General features: G+C 59.5%; 16 protein-coding genes and 1 pseudogene. 9 read left to right on the top strand and 8 right to left on the bottom strand.

The window, feature by feature from the left end:
- Together GSQ93_RS38155 and GSQ93_RS19470 are read right to left on the bottom strand one after the other, a co-directional pair.
- Window positions 1-176, bottom strand: a pseudogene (locus tag GSQ93_RS38155) (polyisoprenoid-binding protein); the annotation flags it as partial.
- A gap of 146 nt (window positions 177-322) precedes the next feature.
- On the bottom strand, window positions 323-883 hold the full coding sequence (locus GSQ93_RS19470; RefSeq protein ID WP_158937274.1) for a cytochrome b: 561 nt from the start codon (window positions 881-883) through the stop codon (window positions 323-325).
- Window positions 884-1,341: 458 nt separating this feature from the next.
- Between GSQ93_RS19470 and GSQ93_RS19465 the strand changes: the two genes are divergently transcribed.
- From GSQ93_RS19465 to GSQ93_RS19445, 5 genes are all read left to right on the top strand, one after another.
- The gene (locus GSQ93_RS19465; RefSeq protein WP_174254648.1) at window positions 1,342-2,121 is read left to right on the top strand and encodes a paraquat-inducible protein A; all 780 of its coding nucleotides are present in this window, start codon (window positions 1,342-1,344) and stop codon (window positions 2,119-2,121) included.
- Window positions 2,118-2,813, top strand: a complete 696-nt coding sequence (locus GSQ93_RS19460; RefSeq protein WP_158937273.1) for a paraquat-inducible protein A — start codon at window positions 2,118-2,120, stop codon at window positions 2,811-2,813. Before GSQ93_RS19465 ends, GSQ93_RS19460 begins: the two co-directional genes overlap by 4 nt.
- On the top strand, window positions 2,806-4,479 hold the full coding sequence (locus GSQ93_RS19455; RefSeq protein WP_158937272.1) for an intermembrane transport protein PqiB: 1,674 nt from the start codon (window positions 2,806-2,808) through the stop codon (window positions 4,477-4,479). Before GSQ93_RS19460 ends, GSQ93_RS19455 begins: the two co-directional genes overlap by 8 nt.
- The gene (locus GSQ93_RS19450) at window positions 4,476-5,192 is read left to right on the top strand and encodes a membrane integrity-associated transporter subunit PqiC (RefSeq protein WP_158937271.1); all 717 of its coding nucleotides are present in this window, start codon (window positions 4,476-4,478) and stop codon (window positions 5,190-5,192) included. Before GSQ93_RS19455 ends, GSQ93_RS19450 begins: the two co-directional genes overlap by 4 nt.
- 231 nt (window positions 5,193-5,423) lie before the next feature.
- The gene (locus GSQ93_RS19445) at window positions 5,424-6,035 is read left to right on the top strand and encodes a glutathione S-transferase C-terminal domain-containing protein (protein WP_158937270.1); all 612 of its coding nucleotides are present in this window, start codon (window positions 5,424-5,426) and stop codon (window positions 6,033-6,035) included.
- Between the two features lie 111 nt (window positions 6,036-6,146).
- Here the strand turns inward: GSQ93_RS19445 and GSQ93_RS19440 are convergent, their stop codons facing one another.
- The 4 genes from GSQ93_RS19440 to GSQ93_RS19425 form a co-directional block, all read right to left on the bottom strand.
- Entirely contained in the window at window positions 6,147-7,172 is a 1,026-nt protein-coding gene (locus GSQ93_RS19440; protein ID WP_158937269.1) for an alpha/beta hydrolase, read from the bottom strand.
- A 745-nt stretch (window positions 7,173-7,917) separates the two neighbouring features.
- Window positions 7,918-8,493 carry a TetR/AcrR family transcriptional regulator gene (locus GSQ93_RS19435; protein ID WP_158937268.1) on the bottom strand — a complete coding sequence of 192 codons (576 nt, stop codon included), beginning with the start codon at window positions 8,491-8,493 and terminating at the stop codon, window positions 7,918-7,920.
- Window positions 8,494-8,866: 373 nt separating this feature from the next.
- On the bottom strand, window positions 8,867-10,018 hold the full coding sequence (gene mnmA / locus GSQ93_RS19430) for a tRNA 2-thiouridine(34) synthase MnmA (RefSeq protein ID WP_158937267.1): 1,152 nt from the start codon (window positions 10,016-10,018) through the stop codon (window positions 8,867-8,869).
- Window positions 10,019-10,056: 38 nt separating this feature from the next.
- Window positions 10,057-10,542, bottom strand: a complete 486-nt coding sequence (locus tag GSQ93_RS19425) for an NUDIX hydrolase (protein WP_158937266.1) — start codon at window positions 10,540-10,542, stop codon at window positions 10,057-10,059.
- 225 nt (window positions 10,543-10,767) lie between these two features.
- On the opposite strand from GSQ93_RS19425, the gene GSQ93_RS19420 reads away from it, so the two are divergent.
- Genes GSQ93_RS19420 through GSQ93_RS19410 form a run of 3 tightly spaced genes read left to right on the top strand, consistent with a single transcriptional unit; the run spans window position 10,768 to window position 13,689 of the window.
- Entirely contained in the window at window positions 10,768-11,919 is a 1,152-nt protein-coding gene (locus tag GSQ93_RS19420; RefSeq protein WP_158937265.1) for a Re/Si-specific NAD(P)(+) transhydrogenase subunit alpha, read from the top strand.
- Window position 11,920: 1 nt separating this feature from the next.
- The gene (locus tag GSQ93_RS19415) at window positions 11,921-12,250 is read left to right on the top strand and encodes an NAD(P) transhydrogenase subunit alpha (RefSeq protein WP_158937264.1); all 330 of its coding nucleotides are present in this window, start codon (window positions 11,921-11,923) and stop codon (window positions 12,248-12,250) included.
- Entirely contained in the window at window positions 12,247-13,689 is a 1,443-nt protein-coding gene (locus tag GSQ93_RS19410) for an NAD(P)(+) transhydrogenase (Re/Si-specific) subunit beta (RefSeq protein WP_158937263.1), read from the top strand. Before GSQ93_RS19415 ends, GSQ93_RS19410 begins: the two co-directional genes overlap by 4 nt.
- Before the next feature lie 142 nt (window positions 13,690-13,831).
- Here the strand turns inward: GSQ93_RS19410 and GSQ93_RS19405 are convergent, their stop codons facing one another.
- On the bottom strand, window positions 13,832-14,137 hold the full coding sequence (locus tag GSQ93_RS19405) for a DNA-binding transcriptional regulator (RefSeq protein ID WP_158937262.1): 306 nt from the start codon (window positions 14,135-14,137) through the stop codon (window positions 13,832-13,834).
- Window positions 14,130-14,504, bottom strand: a complete 375-nt coding sequence (locus tag GSQ93_RS19400) for a type II toxin-antitoxin system RelE/ParE family toxin (protein WP_158937261.1) — start codon at window positions 14,502-14,504, stop codon at window positions 14,130-14,132. Before GSQ93_RS19400 ends, GSQ93_RS19405 begins: the two co-directional genes overlap by 8 nt.
- A gap of 268 nt (window positions 14,505-14,772) precedes the next feature.
- Here GSQ93_RS19400 and GSQ93_RS19395 point away from each other — a divergent pair, with 268 nt between their 5' ends.
- On the top strand, window positions 14,773-16,101 hold the full coding sequence (locus GSQ93_RS19395; protein ID WP_158937260.1) for a class I SAM-dependent RNA methyltransferase: 1,329 nt from the start codon (window positions 14,773-14,775) through the stop codon (window positions 16,099-16,101).
- Window positions 16,102-16,114: the final 13 nt, after the last annotated feature.

Here is a 16,114-nt window from a genome sequence, read left to right as displayed (position 1 = left end):
TGCGCGGTGAACTTCTTGAACTTGCCTTCAACCGGCACGTTCATTTGCTTCGATGTCGCCGTCACCGTGCTTTTGGTCGTATCGACCTGGGCTTGGGCAAAGGCGGACCCCGCAGCGACCAGCGATGTGGCGCAAACGCCTGCAAGCAACCAACGGGAAAATTTCGCGTGTTTCATGTATGTCCTGAGGCCACCGGGGAAAACCGGTTGAGCCGCTATTGAAAAGTCAAACGCAATCCAGCGCAACCTGTGCGGAGGAAACTGGCTATCAACAACAAGGAATCAATTACACCTCATTTTCATTGAATGCGAACGGACAGTGCTTATCGGAGGAACGGAAGCATGCGTGCAAGCAGACCGTCGCGATCGACGAATTGATGCTTCAACGCCGCCAGCACATGCATCACCACGAGCACCAGCAACGTGTAATTCAAGTAGATATGGACCATCTTCAGCGTGACTTTCAGCGCGGTATCCGGTCCGATGATTGTCGGCAGCGGCACCAGTCCGAGATACACGACTTGAATGCCGGCCGCCGAGCTATAGAGATACCCGGAGGCAGGAATCACCAGCATCAGCGCATAAAGCAGAAAGTGCGTGAGGTGGGCGACCCCTTTTTGCCACGTCGGAATGCGTCGCGGCATGGCGGGAGCCTTATGCGTGGCGCGCCAGAGCACGCGCACGACGGCGAGCGCGAACACCGTCACGCCGATCCATTTGTGCCACGAGAAATATTTGAGCTTGGTTGGCGTGAAACCGGGAATATCGGTCATGATCCAGCCAAGATAAAAGCCGCATACAATCAGCAGCGCGATCAGCCAATGAAGGCCGATCGCGGTCCCGCTGTAGCGCTCGGAGCTGGCGAAATTCGGGCTGCGTTCCATACGTGGTCCACCAGAAAAGAATGCGGAATTGATGACTTGACCCCAAGCGGGTTATCGCGCGGCAACCGCAATAACCCGATGACAAGGTCTCAAGGCCGCCATCCTACCCGAACAAGTAAAAACCGGCTTTTCGATAAAGAAATAGTTGCCGACCCGTCCACGCCCGCGTTACAAATCTGGTATCAGTGACTTGCCATCCAGATTAAACGGGCCACGCACGCCGACAATTCCATTTGGGCGAGGAACCAACCAAAGTCCGCTCATCAGCGTGGGTTCACGCCACAACGCCTTGGCTTTGACGGGACGGCAAGTCAGGTCTGCGCGCCTCTTCCGCGCGGCAGCCCGCCGTTTGTTACCATGCCCGCTGGCCCGGCCCTTGCTCTTGTAAGCAGCCGCCCCGGAACCACGACGTTCAAGACACTAAAACAACACGCCAGTACGAGCCCAGTATTTCGCCTATGGAAGAAGACGATCTGATCGCATGCCATGAATGCGACACGCTGTTTCATAAGCGCGCCCTGCCATCCCGCAGTTCCGCGAAATGTACGCGCTGCGGTGCCACGCTCTACCAAAGCGTGTCGTCGAATCTGGACAAGCTTTGCTCCATTACGCTCGCCGCGCTGATCACGTTTTTGATCGCGCAGGCGTTTCCTATCGTGGAACTGGAAACGAACGGCATCACGTCCCAAACGACCCTGATTGGTGCAATCGTCGCGTTGTGGGGTGAGAACATGGAAGTCATCGCCACCATGGTCTTTTGCGCGACCATCCTCTTCCCGCTTACCGAACTAATTGCAATGCTGTATCTGCTCGTGCCGTTGCGCGCGGGTTTCATTCCGGCCGGCTTCAGCCAGGTGCTGCGTGCGATCCAGTTCGTGCGGCCGTGGGGAATGATCGAAGTGTTCATGCTGGGGATACTTGTCACGCTGGTGAAAATGGTGAGCATCGCGCGCGTGATTCCGGAAGCGGCGCTCTTCGCGTTCGGCGCGCTAACCTTGCTGTTCGCTGTCATCCTCACTTTCGACCCGCGCGCGCTGTGGGAAATCGCCGAGCGTGTGGGAGGTCACGGACCGTTGCGGTACACGCCTTTCGGCGGTCTCCGGTCCGGCGGGGTATCGGCTTATTCAGCCGCCCCGCATTCCGGCTCCTCCTCCGACCTGCTGCATCCTTTCGCGCCGACGCAAAGCACGACTGGCGGTGCGCCGCCCGACGCCGCCGCTCCACCGACGAAATCATGACCGACCAGCCCCAATCCAGTACCGCCGACACGCCCGACGCCTCCGAATCGCCCGAGCCGGTATTCACCACGGCCAAGGAGGCGGGTCTGATCGCCTGCCACGCGTGCAACCGCGTGCAAAAGCGCGTGTTCACGGTCGAGCGCCAGCTTTGCGTGCGCTGCGGCTCACCATTGCATCGGCGTAATCCTGACTCGGTTGCGCGGACCTGGGCGTTGCTGTTGTCTGCCGCGATCCTGTACATTCCGGCAAATTTGTATCCGGTGCTGCATACCTCGTCGATCGTCGGTTCCGAAGACGACACGATCATGAGCGGCGTGGCGATGTTCTGGAACGATGGCGACTATCCGCTCTCCGCGATCATTTTTATCGCCAGTATTCTCGTGCCGATGCTCAAGCTCGGCACGCTGGCGTTTCTCACCTGGGCCACCCAATCGGGCTCCAAGTGGCGTCCTCGCCAGCGCACGACGTTGTATCGAATCGTCGAAAAAATCGGCCGCTGGTCCATGCTCGATATCTTTGTCGTGACACTGACCGTCGCGCTCGTGCGCTTCGGTTCACTCGCCGTCATCACGCCGGGGCCGGGCGCACTGGCGTTCGGCTGCGTGGTGGTGCTCACCATGCTGGCCTCCATGCAATTCGACCCGCGACTGATGTGGGATCACATCGAACCTTCAGGAAAGAAACATGACTAGCCCGCAAGGTCCTTCGAACAACACCGTCAAAGGCCCGAACGAGCCGTCGCGAAACGCGGGCGGCGGTGGTGGCTTGCCGCCCAATCTGCCTGAACCGGTCATCGAGCCGCGCAGCCGCTGGATACCCTCGCTCGTCTGGGTGATTCCGCTGATCGCCGCGCTGATCGGCATTGCGTTGGTGGTGAAATCGGTGTCGGGACGTGGACCGACGATCACCATCAGTTTCGTGAGCGCCGAAGGCCTTGAGACAGGCAAAACCAAGGTGAAATACAAGGACGTTGATGTCGGCACGGTCAAGGAGATCACGCTGTCGAAGGATCACTCGCGCGTGCTCGTCGACGTCCAGTTGACCAAGGTCGCCGAGGACTTCGCGGTGAAAGACACGCGCTTCTGGGTCGTGCGCCCGCGCGTGGCCGCCAGCGGCGTGACCGGGCTCGGCACGTTGTTGTCCGGTGCGTATATCGGCGTGGATGCAGGGAAGTCGAAAGAAGACGAAACCCATTTTGTCGGACTCGAAACCCCGCCCGCCGTGACCGGCGACCAAAAAGGGCGGCAGTTCACCTTGCGCGGTGAGTCGCTGGGCTCCATCGATATCGGCTCGCCCATTTATTACAGGCGTGTGCAGGTCGGGCAAGTCGTCGGCTTTTCACTCGACAAGGACGGCACGGGCGTCACCATGCAGGTGTTCGTGAACGCGCCGTACGATCAGTATGTTGGAACGAACTCGCGCTGGTGGCACGCAAGCGGCGTCGACCTGCGGTTGGATGCAAGCGGATTCAAACTGAACACGCAGTCGCTTGCGACCGTCGTGCTGGGGGGGATTGCCTTCCAGACACCGCCGAATCAGGAACCCGGACAGCAGGCGCCGGACAACATGACCTTCCGCCTCGGTTCGGACGAACAGGACTCCATGCGTGATCCGGACGGCCAGCCAATCCGCGTGGTCATGAATTTCAACCAGTCGCTGCGTGGCTTGTCGGTGGGGGCGCCAATCGATTTCCGCGGCATCCTGCTCGGCAGCGTGACGGGTATTGGTATCGAATACGATCCGAAGACGCGCACCTTCCAGATGCCGGTGACCATGAATATCTATCCGGAACGGCTGGGCAAGCGCTTCCGGGAATCGGTACCGCGCCAGAACACCGTCGCCGGGCAGGAACTGCTTCAAAAGCTGGTGTCGAACGGTTTGCGCGGGCAATTGCGTACCGGCAATCTGCTGACCGGGCAGCTTTATGTCGCGCTCGATGTCTTCCCGAAAGCGCCCAAGGCCACGGTGGACGCCACAGCCGATCCGCTCGAGTTGCCAACCGTGCCCAATACGCTCGATGAACTGCAACTGCAGGTGGCTGACATCGCGAAGAAACTGGACAAGATCCCCTTCGACGAAATCGGCAACAACCTGAACGGCGCGCTGAAGAACGCGAACAGCCTCTTCGACCAGCTCGGTACGCAGGTTGTGCCTGAAGCGCGTGACACGCTCACCGCCGCGCGGAAAACGTTCGGCGAGGCGCAAAACACGCTGCAACAGGACTCACCGCTGCAGTCGGATGTTCATCAGGCGCTGCAGGAACTCACACGGACACTGCAATCGCTCAACGCGCTCGCCGATTATCTGGAACGTCATCCGGAATCGCTCGTACGTGGAAAACCAGGAGATAAGCCATGAGCTTGGCCAGAGTATTGAGGGCCGTCGGTGGGGTATCGGCGATAAGTCTGGTCGCCGCGCTTGCCGCCTGCAGCAGTTCGCCGGCGAGCCGCTTTTATACGCTCGGCGGCAACGACGCCGCGACCAGAATCGCCGCGCCCGCTTCGTTTTATCTGGAAGTGTCTCCGGTGGACATGCCGCCGCAAGTCGCGAAGAACCAGATGGTCGTGCAGGACGGCTCGGCGCAAGTCCGGGTGCTCGAGGACGAGCGCTGGGCGTCCCTTCCCGCCGATGAAGTCCGGCGCGCGCTATCGGCGGATTTGTCGCAACGGCTGGGCGCCATCGACGTCTACGGCACGCCGTATCCCGAAGGCGCAGCGGTGTATCGCGTGAAGGTGAATGTTCAGCGCTTCGAGTCATCGCCGGGCCGTCGCGCGCTGATCGACGCGGTCTGGAGCGTGCGCGGCGTGAACAACCAGGCTGTCCTGACGTGCCGGACGCAGGCTGAACAACCTGTCGATGGCGGATATGACGCGTTGGTGGCGGGGCATCGGCGAGCAGTCGATCAACTCGCCAGCGACATTTCTGCGGGGATTCGGACGGTGAGTTCGGTGCCCGTGCCCGCGTCGTCTTCCGCACCGGCCGGCAAAGCCGGAAAAGTCGCAACTCGCACGCCGGCGGTGCTTCCCTGTCCCGCAGCCGCCATGTCCGCAAACGCCGCCCCTGCTCAGTAAGCATGGCTGATACGGTCGCGCGCTACGCGTCTGGAAGACGCGGCGTATAAACCGGAGCGCCTGTCATGGGCGCGACCTCGTGCCGCCAGACAGCAACCCGGTTGCACCGAAAGGTGCACCGGGTTTTTTGTCGCCCGACCACAACGCCGCCATCTTGAATTTACAGTCGGCGCGCGTTCGGGCGGTTAAGATCCATCTCCGTGACTACTCTTTGCAGAAACGACAACACAGATGATGAAACTGATCGGTTCGCTCAACAGCCCGTACGTTCGAAAGACGCGGATTGTGATGGCAGAAAAGAAAATCGACTGCGAACTGGTGCTCGAAAACGTCTGGGCATCCGATTCGAAAATCCATAGTTTCAATCCGCTCGGCAAAGTGCCGTGCCTGATCCTGGACGATGGCGAAGCCGTGTTCGATTCGCGCGTGATCTGCGAATACGTCGATACGCTCACGCCGGTCGGCAAACTGCTGCCGCAGGAACGCCGCGAGCGCACGGAAGTGCGATGCTGGGAGGCACTCGCCGACGGCATGCTCGACGCCGCCGTTCTGATTCGCCTGGAAACCACCCAACGCGAGGAAGGGCAGCGCAACGAGGCGTGGGTGGCGCGCCAACAGCGCAAAATTGACGACGGCCTGAAGGCGATGTCGAAAGGTCTCGCCGCCAAGAACTGGTGTTCGGCGAATCACTTCACGCTTGCCGATATCGCTTGCGGTTGCGCGCTGGGTTATCTCGATTTCCGGATGCCTGACATGAACTGGCGCGAGGAGTATGCCAATCTGGACAAGCACCTTCAGCGTTTGTCGCTGCGTCAGTCTTTCATCGATACCTTGCCTGCCTGAAGGCTTTTGAGACTTCGTTCGTCGCAGTGAAAATGATTCGTACAAAAGCCCCACGCGCCTTGCGGCGCGTGGGGCTTTTGCTTGCCGGTGATTGCCAGCGCGCGTACCCGCTTATTTCGCCAGCGCCTTCTTCAGCACGGTGTTCGCCTGTTCGATCGCAGCGCGCGTGGCCGGGGTGTTAGCCAGCGCGTTCAGCATCACGAAGTCGTGGATCGTGCCGGCGTAGCGCACCGCCGTCACCCGGACGCCGGCCTGCGACAGCTTGCGCGCATACGCTTCGCCTTCGTCGCGCAGCACGTCGTTTTCGTCGGTGATGACGAGCGCGGGCGGCAAACCCTTCAACTGATCAAGCGATGCACGCAGCGGCGACGCCGTGATTTTTTCCCGATCGGCGGCGTTGGGCGCGTAGGCGTCCCAGAACCATTTCATCGCGTTTTTGGTGAGCCACGGACCCTCGGCGAATTCGTTGTATGAGCCGTCGTCGAAATTCGCATCGGTGACCGGGTAGAACAGCACTTGGTAGCGCAGCGCCGGGCCGCCCTGCTCCTTCGCCATCAACGTGACAGCCGCCGCCATGTTGCCGCCGACACTGTCACCCGCCACGGCCATGCGCGTCGCATCGACGTTGAATTGTTTTGCATGCTCAGCCACGTAGCGCGTGGCGGCGTAGGCCTCTTCCGTCGGCACCGGGAATTTCGTCTCCGGCGAGCGGTCGTAATCCACAAAAACCACCGCGGCCTGTGCGCCGTTCGCGATCTCACGGATCAGGCGGTCGTGCGTATTCTTGTCGCCCAGCACCCAACCACCCCCGTGGAAATACATGATCACGGGCAGCACGCCCTTGGCGTGAGCGGGACGTAAGATGCGGATCGCGATCTTGCCTGTCGGACCTGCATCGATCACGCGATCCTCGATCTGCGCGGCTTCCTTCTGCACCGGCTGCGATTGAGCGCCAGCGAGGACGTTGCGGGCATCGGCGGGAGACAGGGTGTAGATCGGCGGACCTTTTTGAGCGGTGAGCGCGTCTATAAACTGCTGCGTCGCGGGTTCGAGCACTGGCGCGGCTTGCGCGGCGGCGCTTGCGCTAAGCATTGCAGCAACAGCGGAGGCGATGGCGAAGGATTTGAGCTTGTACATGGTTCACTCCTGTTAGCGAAGGTACGGCGGGTTAGGGCCCGGTGCGAAAACCGGGTTGTTGCGGTTGAGTGAGACGGGTAATGCCTGACTGCCTAAGACTTGCGACGCGAAACGGCTGAATTACGGAATGCTGAAAACTGCGTACTGAAAACGAAGCAGCGAAAGAAGCACCATGCACTCAAAATTTTATCTACTCATAGATAGATAACTTAATAACTTGAGAAACCGCGCTAACCCTTTCGTTAGCTATCGCATTGCCTACACAAGCAAGGCGACAAAAATTGACGAGAACGATTACGTGCCGGCATCCGACAAGCGCTCAGCGAATTAACTGAACCAGCCCCAACACGACTGACTCGGCATGTTTGACTAAAAGACGAAACCGTCGATATCGATTCCCCTTTGGGGTGCGGAATCACAGCCCGTTTGACTAATTTCGTCGATGCTTTTTGGGTGACGGTAAAAATAACTTCCAAGCAATTTAGGTATAGCTAAAAATCGGCAATCAAAATCTACCTACTTGAAGATAGATAACTTCATAAATGCAGATTTTGGCATACGCTAAATCATTATTAACAATATTCCCAACGATGTTGGTAGAGCGACCTCGGCTGCGCTCCCTTCCAACGCCCTGTGCTTGATATCTGCCCTATTTATTCGGCAGCCCTTCGCACGGTACTCAATTTTGTTCGCGCCGAGGTCGAATACCCAATTCCAAGCAGCGCGCTAACACTCACATCGTGGATTAACGTTTCACAGTTTGGGTGACTTCATCCAACCGTACCTTCGTGTGAAATAATCGACAGGCAAGCAAACTGCCTTGATACGCCGCGAACAACGCACGCGCCGCTACGTCAGGCTTTCCGTTCACCCTCAGGGTTTCTTGCTTCTCGCCTTCGGCCAGCACCTTTGCCAGCCAAGTTTCGTTAGCTTTAAAAAAAGCCTGCACCGCATGGCGGACACCTTCGGGAAGCGATTCAATATCGGCGGCAAGCATTCCGCAAAGACAAACCTGATCGCCCTCGCCTACGATTTTGCCGAACAGCTTTACATACCGGTCGAGCTTTTTCTCGGCCGAGGCCGAGCTATCGATGGCGTAAATAGACGACATCACGTCCGCGCTGTACGTATTCACCGCTTCGAGCACGAGATCTTCCTTCGACGGGAAGTAATAATGAATGCTCGAAGTCTTCACACCGACCAGCGTCGACAAATCCCGATAACTGAAACCGTTGTAGCCGCGGGTCATTAGCAAAACCTGCGCGTGATCGAGCAATTGCTCGCGCACGGTATTTTTGTCGGGGGTTTTGTCGCTATTCATTTCAGTTTCGGCTCGCTACTTCCACAGGGTTGTTGCGCTCGTGCGGCGTCGTTGTGCAGGGTGACGATCCAGCCAACAGTGTCCATGTCACCACACGAAACTCAGGCGCATCTGTCGTTCACACCGTGATCCATAGCCACAATTTATCTACTAGAAGATAGATAGTCAAGATCTTTGTGCGATTTTTTCGGACGTTTTTCACCACATAGCCTCAATTTTTTCCCACTGGACTGCTCAGAAGAGGCCCAAAACCTCACCGGGTATGTACCGATTTTTTGTGAATTACTGTTTTATGCGTATTTCCTGGCGAACTCTACGCAACAAAAAGCGGGCCGCAGCCCGCTCCCAACCAGCGAAATGATCTGAAGAAAGCCTACCTTGCCGTGAGCAATGCAGCTCCCGCATCGCGGCGCACAGGCTGGGCAGTCGCAGCCGATTCAATGATCGCGCCGCCCAGGCACACATCGCCCTGATAGAGCACGGCCGATTGTCCTGGCGTGACGGCCCATTGGGCGTCGTCGAACCGAAGTTCGAAGCGACCATCCGCCGGCTCCGACGCCCCCATCACGCAAGGCGCATCCGACTGCCGATACCGCGTCTTGGCCGCGCAAACGGTGCCTTCCGCCGGCGCGGCGCCCGCGACCCAACTGGTATTGCCAGCCACGAGCGAGTGCGACAGCAGCCATGGATGGTCATGCCCCTGCACCACGTACAGCGTGTTCGATGCCATGTCCTTGCCCGCGACAAACCACGGGTCGCCGCTGCCGTCCTTGCTGCCGCCAAGCCCGATGCCTTTACGCTGACCAAACGTATAAAACGCCAGCCCGACATGCTCGCCGATCACTTTCCCGTCGGGCGTTTTCATCGGACCGGGTTGCGTCGGCAGATAGCGGTTCAGGAACTCGCGGAACGGCCGTTCGCCGATAAAACAAATACCGGTGGAATCCTTCTTCGCCGCATTCGGCAAGCCGATCTGCGCCGCAATTTCACGCACCTTCGTCTTGGGCATCTCGCCGAGAGGAAACAGCGTCTTCGACAACTGCGCCTGATTCAGCCGATGCAAAAAGTACGACTGATCCTTGGTCGAATCGGTGGCTTTGAGCAGTTCGAACAGCCCGTCGCGCTCCCGCACGCGGGCGTAGTGACCCGTGGCGATGGTTTCGCCGCCAAGGGACATCGCGTGGTCGAGGAAGGCTTTGAACTTGATCTCGGCGTTGCACAACACGTCCGGATTAGGCGTCCGGCCGGCCGAATATTCCCGCAGGAACTCGGCGAACACGCGATCCTTGTACTCGGCGGCGAAGTTGACCGCTTCCACGTCGATACCGATCAGGTCCGCCACCGACACCACATCGATCCAGTCCTGCCGCGTCGAGCAATATTCGCTGTCGTCGTCATCTTCCCAGTTCTTCATGAACAGGCCGATCACGTCGTAGCCCTGCTCCTTGAGCAGCCATGCGGTCACCGACGAATCCACGCCGCCCGACATGCCCACCACGACTTTCTGTTTTCCGGCCTTGCTCATTTCGCTCTCTATATTGCTTGCCTAGGTTGAAAACCAGCCTAGGTCCCAGCCTGCACCGGCGCAACCGAATGCGTATGAATGAAGTCGAGCGGCACGCGGCGCCCGGCGAGGTAATGATCGAGACATTCCAGCACGGCCGGCGACCTGTGCCGGTCAGCGCATGCTCGCAGTTCGTCGGCGGTCAGCCACATCGCCCGGACGATGCCCGAATCCAGCGTCATGCCCGGCACTTCGCCCGACGTCGTGCCACAGAACGTAAACCGCAAATACGTGACCGACCTTCCCGGCCGCTCGAAGTGCGTCAAATACGTGCCGACAAGCGCCTGCGGCTCGAAATGGTGCGCGGTTTCCTCGAGCGTCTCGCGCTTCACGGCGTCGACGAGTGTTTCTCCCGCTTCCAGATGCCCGGCGGGCTGATTAATCTTGAGCCCGTCCGACGTGTGCTCCTCGATCACGAGAAAGCGTCCGTCCCGTTCCACAATTGCCGCGACCGTCACGCGCGGTGTCCATCGTTCTGGTTTCATGGGACGGTATTTTACCGTTTTGCGGGTTTTTACGCCGCCTGCAGGGATCGTGCACGTTGTTGCCCGATCGCGTCATTTTTCGCGAATGTTTCGGTTACAGTGACGATCAGTCGCAAATAACAGCTTAAATAACCGCTTAATCACGTGCACAGGCGTCTCTCCTGGCAACAGCGCGAGCGACTGCACACGGCCAAATCAAAAACTAGAACGTGAGGAGGATTGAAGATGCATATCGGAGTGCCTGCCGAAACGCGGGCGAACGAGGCGCGCGTCGCCGCCACGCCGGAGACGGTCAAGAAGCTCGTGTCGCAAGGTCACCGGGTCACGGTGCAGCGCGGCGCGGGTGTGCCAGCGAGTTATATCGACGAAGCCTTCGCCGCTGCCGGCGCCGAGCTAGTCGATGCCAACACCGCGTTTGCCGCTGATCTCGTCCTCAAGGTTCATTCGCCCAATGAAGCCGAATTGCTGCTGCTGAAGTCCGGCGCGGTGATTGCCGGCATGCTCGATCCATTCAACGCCGAGAACAACGCGCGCCTGGCCGCGTCCGGTATCACCGCATTCGCGTTGGAAGCCGCGCCGCGTACCACGCGTGCACAGAGCCTGGATGTGTTGTCGTCGCAGGCGAATATTGCCGGGTACAAGGCCGTGCTGGTCGCGAGCAATATCTATCAGCGCTTCATGCCGATGCTGATGACCGCCGCCGGCACCGTGAAAGCGGCACGCGTGCTCGTGCTCGGCGCGGGCGTGGCGGGCTTGCAGGCTATTGCCACGGCCAAGCGGCTGGGTGCGGTGATCGAAGCCTCCGATGTGCGTCCGGCCGTGAAGGAACAGATTGAATCGCTGGGCGCGAAGTTCCTCGAAGTCCCCTACGAAACCGATGAAGAACGCGAAGCCGCAGTCGGCGTCGGTGGTTACGCTCGCCCCATGCCGCCAAGCTGGCTCGCGCGGCAATCCGTGCTGGTGGCCGAACGTGCAAAAAACGCCGATATCGTCATCGCGACCGCGCTGATTCCCGGCCGACCCGCGCCTACGTTGATCGCGGCGGAAACCGTCCAGGCGATGAAACCGGGCTCGGTCATCGTCGATCTGGCGGCGGGACGCGGTCCTGAATACGAAGGCCGGCGCGGCGGCAATTGTCCGCTCACCGAGGTCGATCAGGTCGTGATGAAACATGGTGTGCATCTGGTCGGCTACACCAATCTTGCTTCCATGGTCGCCACCGATGCCTCCGCCCTCTACGCCCGCAATCTGCTTGATTTCATCAAGCTGATTGTGACGAAGGAAGGGACGTTGAACATCGATATGGCCGACGATATTGTCGCCGCGACGCTCCTGTGCCGCGACGGCCAGGTCACGCGCGGGATAAAAGGAGACTGACATGGAACTGGTAAATCACACGGTCATCAACCTGATCATCTTCGTGCTGGCGATCTATGTCGGCTATCACGTCGTGTGGAACGTCACGCCGGCGTTGCACACGCCGTTGATGGCGGTCACGAACGCAATTTCGGCGATCGTGATTGTCGGCGCGATGCTCGCGGCTGGCTTGACGATTGGCGATGCAGGCAAGTTCTTCGGCACGCTCGCGGTGTTATTGGCAGCGGTCAATGTGTTCGGCGGGTTCCTGGTGACGCGGCGAATGCTCGAGATGTTCAAGAAGAAAGCGCCCAAGCAGGTCACCCACGCTTCGAAGGGGACCGCGCAATGAGCATGAGCGTCGTCACTCTCCTGTATCTCATCGCCTCGGTGTGTTTCATCCAGGCGCTCAAAGGTTTATCCAATCCGAAGACGGCGCGCATCGGCAATACGTTCGGCATGGCCGGCATGGCGATCGCGATTCTCACGACCATCGCGTTGATTGTGAAGCAGGCTTCGGCGCTGGGATCAGATCTGTCGCTGGGCTTGGGCTTGCTGTTCGGAGCGCTCGTGGTCGGCGGTGCGGTTGGCGCGTATGTCGCGGCGAAAGTCGAGATGACGAAGATGCCCGAACTCGTCGCCGCGATGCACTCGTTGATCGGTTTGGCTGCGGTGTGTATTGCGTATGCGGTTGTTTCGGAACCCTCAGCGTTTGGTCTTGCTGCGTTGGGTGACCCGATTCCCGTGGGCAATCGCGTGGAATTGTTTATCGGCACGTTTGTGGGTGCGATCACGTTCTCCGGGTCGGTTATCGCGTTCGGGAAGCTCTCGGGCAAGTATCAGTTCCGCTTGTTCAAGGGCGCGCCGGTCGTGTATCCCGGTCAGCACATGATCAACCTGCTGCTCGCCATCGCGATGCTCGGGTTCGGCATTATCTTCATGCTGACGCAATCTTGGCTGCCGTTTGTAATCATGACGCTGATCGCATTCGCGCTCGGCGTGCTGATCATCATCCCGATCGGCGGCGCGGATATGCCGGTAGTCGTGTCCATGCTGAATTCGTATTCGGGCTGGGCGGCGGCGGGTATCGGCTTCTCGCTGAATAACCCGATGCTGATCATTGCCGGATCGCTGGTGGGTTCGTCGGGTGCGATTCTGTCGTACATCATGTGCCGCGCGATGAACCGCTCGTTCTTCAACGTGCTGCTGGGCGGGTTTGGTAACGAAGGCGGTGCGGCTGCAACGGGCGGTACGCAAGAGCAACGCCCGGTGAAATCCGGTTCCGCCGATGACGCCGCGTTCATGCTCGGCAACGCTGAAACGGTGGTGATCGTGCCGGGTTATGGGCTGGCCGTGGCGCGCGCTCAACACGCGCTGAAGGAACTCACCGACAAGCTGATCGAGAAAGGCATCGACGTGAAGTACGCGATTCACCCGGTGGCTGGGCGCATGCCGGGGCATATGAACGTGTTGCTGGCTGAAGCCGAAGTGGACTATGAACTGGTCCACGAGATGGAAGATATCAACGGCGAGTTTCAGCAGACGGACGTGGTGCTCGTGCTGGGGGCGAACGACGTGGTGAACCCGGCGGCTAAGACGGATCCGAAATCGGTGATTGCGGGCATGCCGATTCTGGAGGCTTATCGGGCGAAAACGATTATCGTGAACAAGCGGTCCATGGCGGCGGGTTACGCCGGGCTGGATAACGAATTGTTCTATATGGACAAGACGATGATGGTTTTCGGCGATGCGAAGAAGGTGATCGAGGATATGGTGAAGGCGGTGGAGTGAGGGTACCTGTAGCCTGAAACGAAACGCCGGTGTGCTCGCGAGAGACACCGGCGTTTTGTCATTCTTCATCCCGCCGGAACACGAACAGCGGCGCTCGATCTCTGGCCCTCAAGGCAAAGACAACCGAGATAAAAGAGAACCTTTAAAACATCGCTTCCAGGCCTTTACGATCGACCAGATCGAGCAGCTTCAGCGACGGCCCGTTAGGCCGCTTCTGGCCCTGCTCCCATTTCTGCACCGTCGATGCGCTCGTGTTCAGACACGCCGCGAACACCGCCTGACTAGCCTTGTTGCGCTGGCGTAGCCGCTTGATCTGCGCGGCGCTGTAACCCTTGATCGGCGGCAGACATAGCACATCGAACTCCCGCAGCGTCACGGCGTCCATCGTTCCAGCCTGGTGTAGCCCTTGCGCCGTTTCGTGCAGCGCCTTCAGCAATTTGTCACTCATCGCTCTCCACCTCGTGTAACTCGCCCGCGCGCAGCGCCTGGGTCAACGTGCGGGCGTCATAGCCCAACAACTGCGACCCCAGCAGCTTCAACGCCGCCAACCCCTTGCCGCTCACGTTGGCCCGCTCGTTCTTGGCAAACCCGAACACGAAGAAGGCGCGCTCATCCACCCGAAACGCCAGCAGCGTACGTAGTGCGCCGCGCTTGCCGCGTCCGTTGATACCCACTCGCTTCTTGAATACGTGCCCGCCCAAATTCGCATCAATCAGACCCCGGCTCATTTCATCGACGGCACTCAGCAGCGCAGCATCGGCCACGCCCTCCGTATCGGCCCAGCGTGCAAACCATTTGGTCTTAAAAATCCGCATCGCCTTCCTTCATAAACTATAGCACTTAGTGCGATGCTTCCTGGGTTGTCCGCCCTCTGTCATTGATTCACGATATCGATTTGTGGGTTACGAGGTAACTAGCCAATCGGCTAACGTGAACATCGAACTCAGTAACGGAAGCGCTCGAATTCGCTTCTGCTTTAGCGAGCTTTCGAAAACCTCCTGCCATTGCGTGGCTGGCTAACCCATCGTCGGCCCCTCCCCCGCGTACAATATCCCCCTTCGATTCCCAAAAAAGCACCGCCCCATGGCCACTACTTTCCTTTTCGACTGGTTTGCCCCCTGCCCGCGCGGTCTCGAGGCGCCGCTGGCCGCCGAACTCGCCGAAATCGGAGCGAAGCACATTGAGGGCTCCCAGTTCAGAACCGGCAAGGAAGTCCCCGGCGGCGTGCATTTCCGCGGCTCCTGGGCCGCCGGTATAGCTGCCAACCTCCATTCGCGCATCGCGAGCCGCGTGTTGCTGAAACTGGCCCAAGGCCCGTATCGCAGCGAACACGACATCTACGAACTCGCGTATCAGCAGCAATGGGAGAAATGGTTCTCGCCGAACGAAACCATTCGCGTCGACATCACCGCGATCAAATCCCCTTTGCGCAGCCTCGAATTCGCGACCTTGCGCGTGAAGGACGCCGTCTGCGACCGCTTGCGCGAATTGACCGGCAACCGTCCGAGCGTCGACACCGCGCAACCCGACGTCCGCGTCTTCGCATTCCTCACGCTGAACGAATGCACGCTCTACCTCGATACCTCCGGCGATCCGCTCTTCAAACGCGGCTGGCGACTCGACAAGGGCGCCGCGCCCCTGCGCGAAAACCTCGCGGCGGGAATCTTGCGTCTGACCGGCTGGACGCCCGGCACACCACTGTTCGATCCGATGTGCGGCAGCGGCACCTTCCTCGCCGAAGCAGCGCAGGTCGCGTTGAACATTGCGCCGGGCGTTGATCGCAGTTTCGGCTTCGAAAAGCTGAAGCAATACGATGTGAATGCGTGGCAAAAGCTGAAAGGCGCAGCCGTCGAAGCGAAGCACGCGGCGCAGTCATCGCGTGAGGATATTCAGATCTACGGCAGCGACATTTCCGGCGATATGCTCGACAAGGCCTACGCGAACCTGGAACGCGCGGGTTTGCCGGAACTATCGTTGAAACAACTCGATGCGCGCCACATGACGCCGCCGTCGGACACCCCCGGCATCCTGGTCGCCAATCCACCGTACGGTGAACGGATCGAAGTACGCGGACGTGGTCCACGCGGCGAACTTCGCGAACCGAAGAACCGTGGTCACGATGAGGACGAGGACGCATTCATCCGTGCTCAACCCGATCCCGCCGACCAGGAGTTTTTCATCTCGTTCGGCAACGCGATGAAACAGCGGTTTCCTGGCTGGCGCGCGTATGTGCTGACATCGGATCGAAAACTGCCGGGCATGCTGCGACTGCGTGAATCGACGAAAACGCCGCTTTTTAACGGTGCGCTCGAATGCCGGTTGTTCCGCTTCGACATGATCGCCGGCAGCGTGCGCAATCGGCCGGCAGCAGCGGAACCGGCCGCCGATCAAACGCCCGACGCTGGGGAGTGAAGCATCGCGGAGG

The organism is Burkholderia sp. S171, from assembly GCF_009766085.1.
In the GTDB taxonomy this organism is placed as follows: domain Bacteria; phylum Pseudomonadota; class Gammaproteobacteria; order Burkholderiales; family Burkholderiaceae; genus Caballeronia.
The sequence above is the reverse complement of the archived record's forward strand: the minus strand, read 5'-3'. Positions and strand labels throughout refer to the sequence as shown.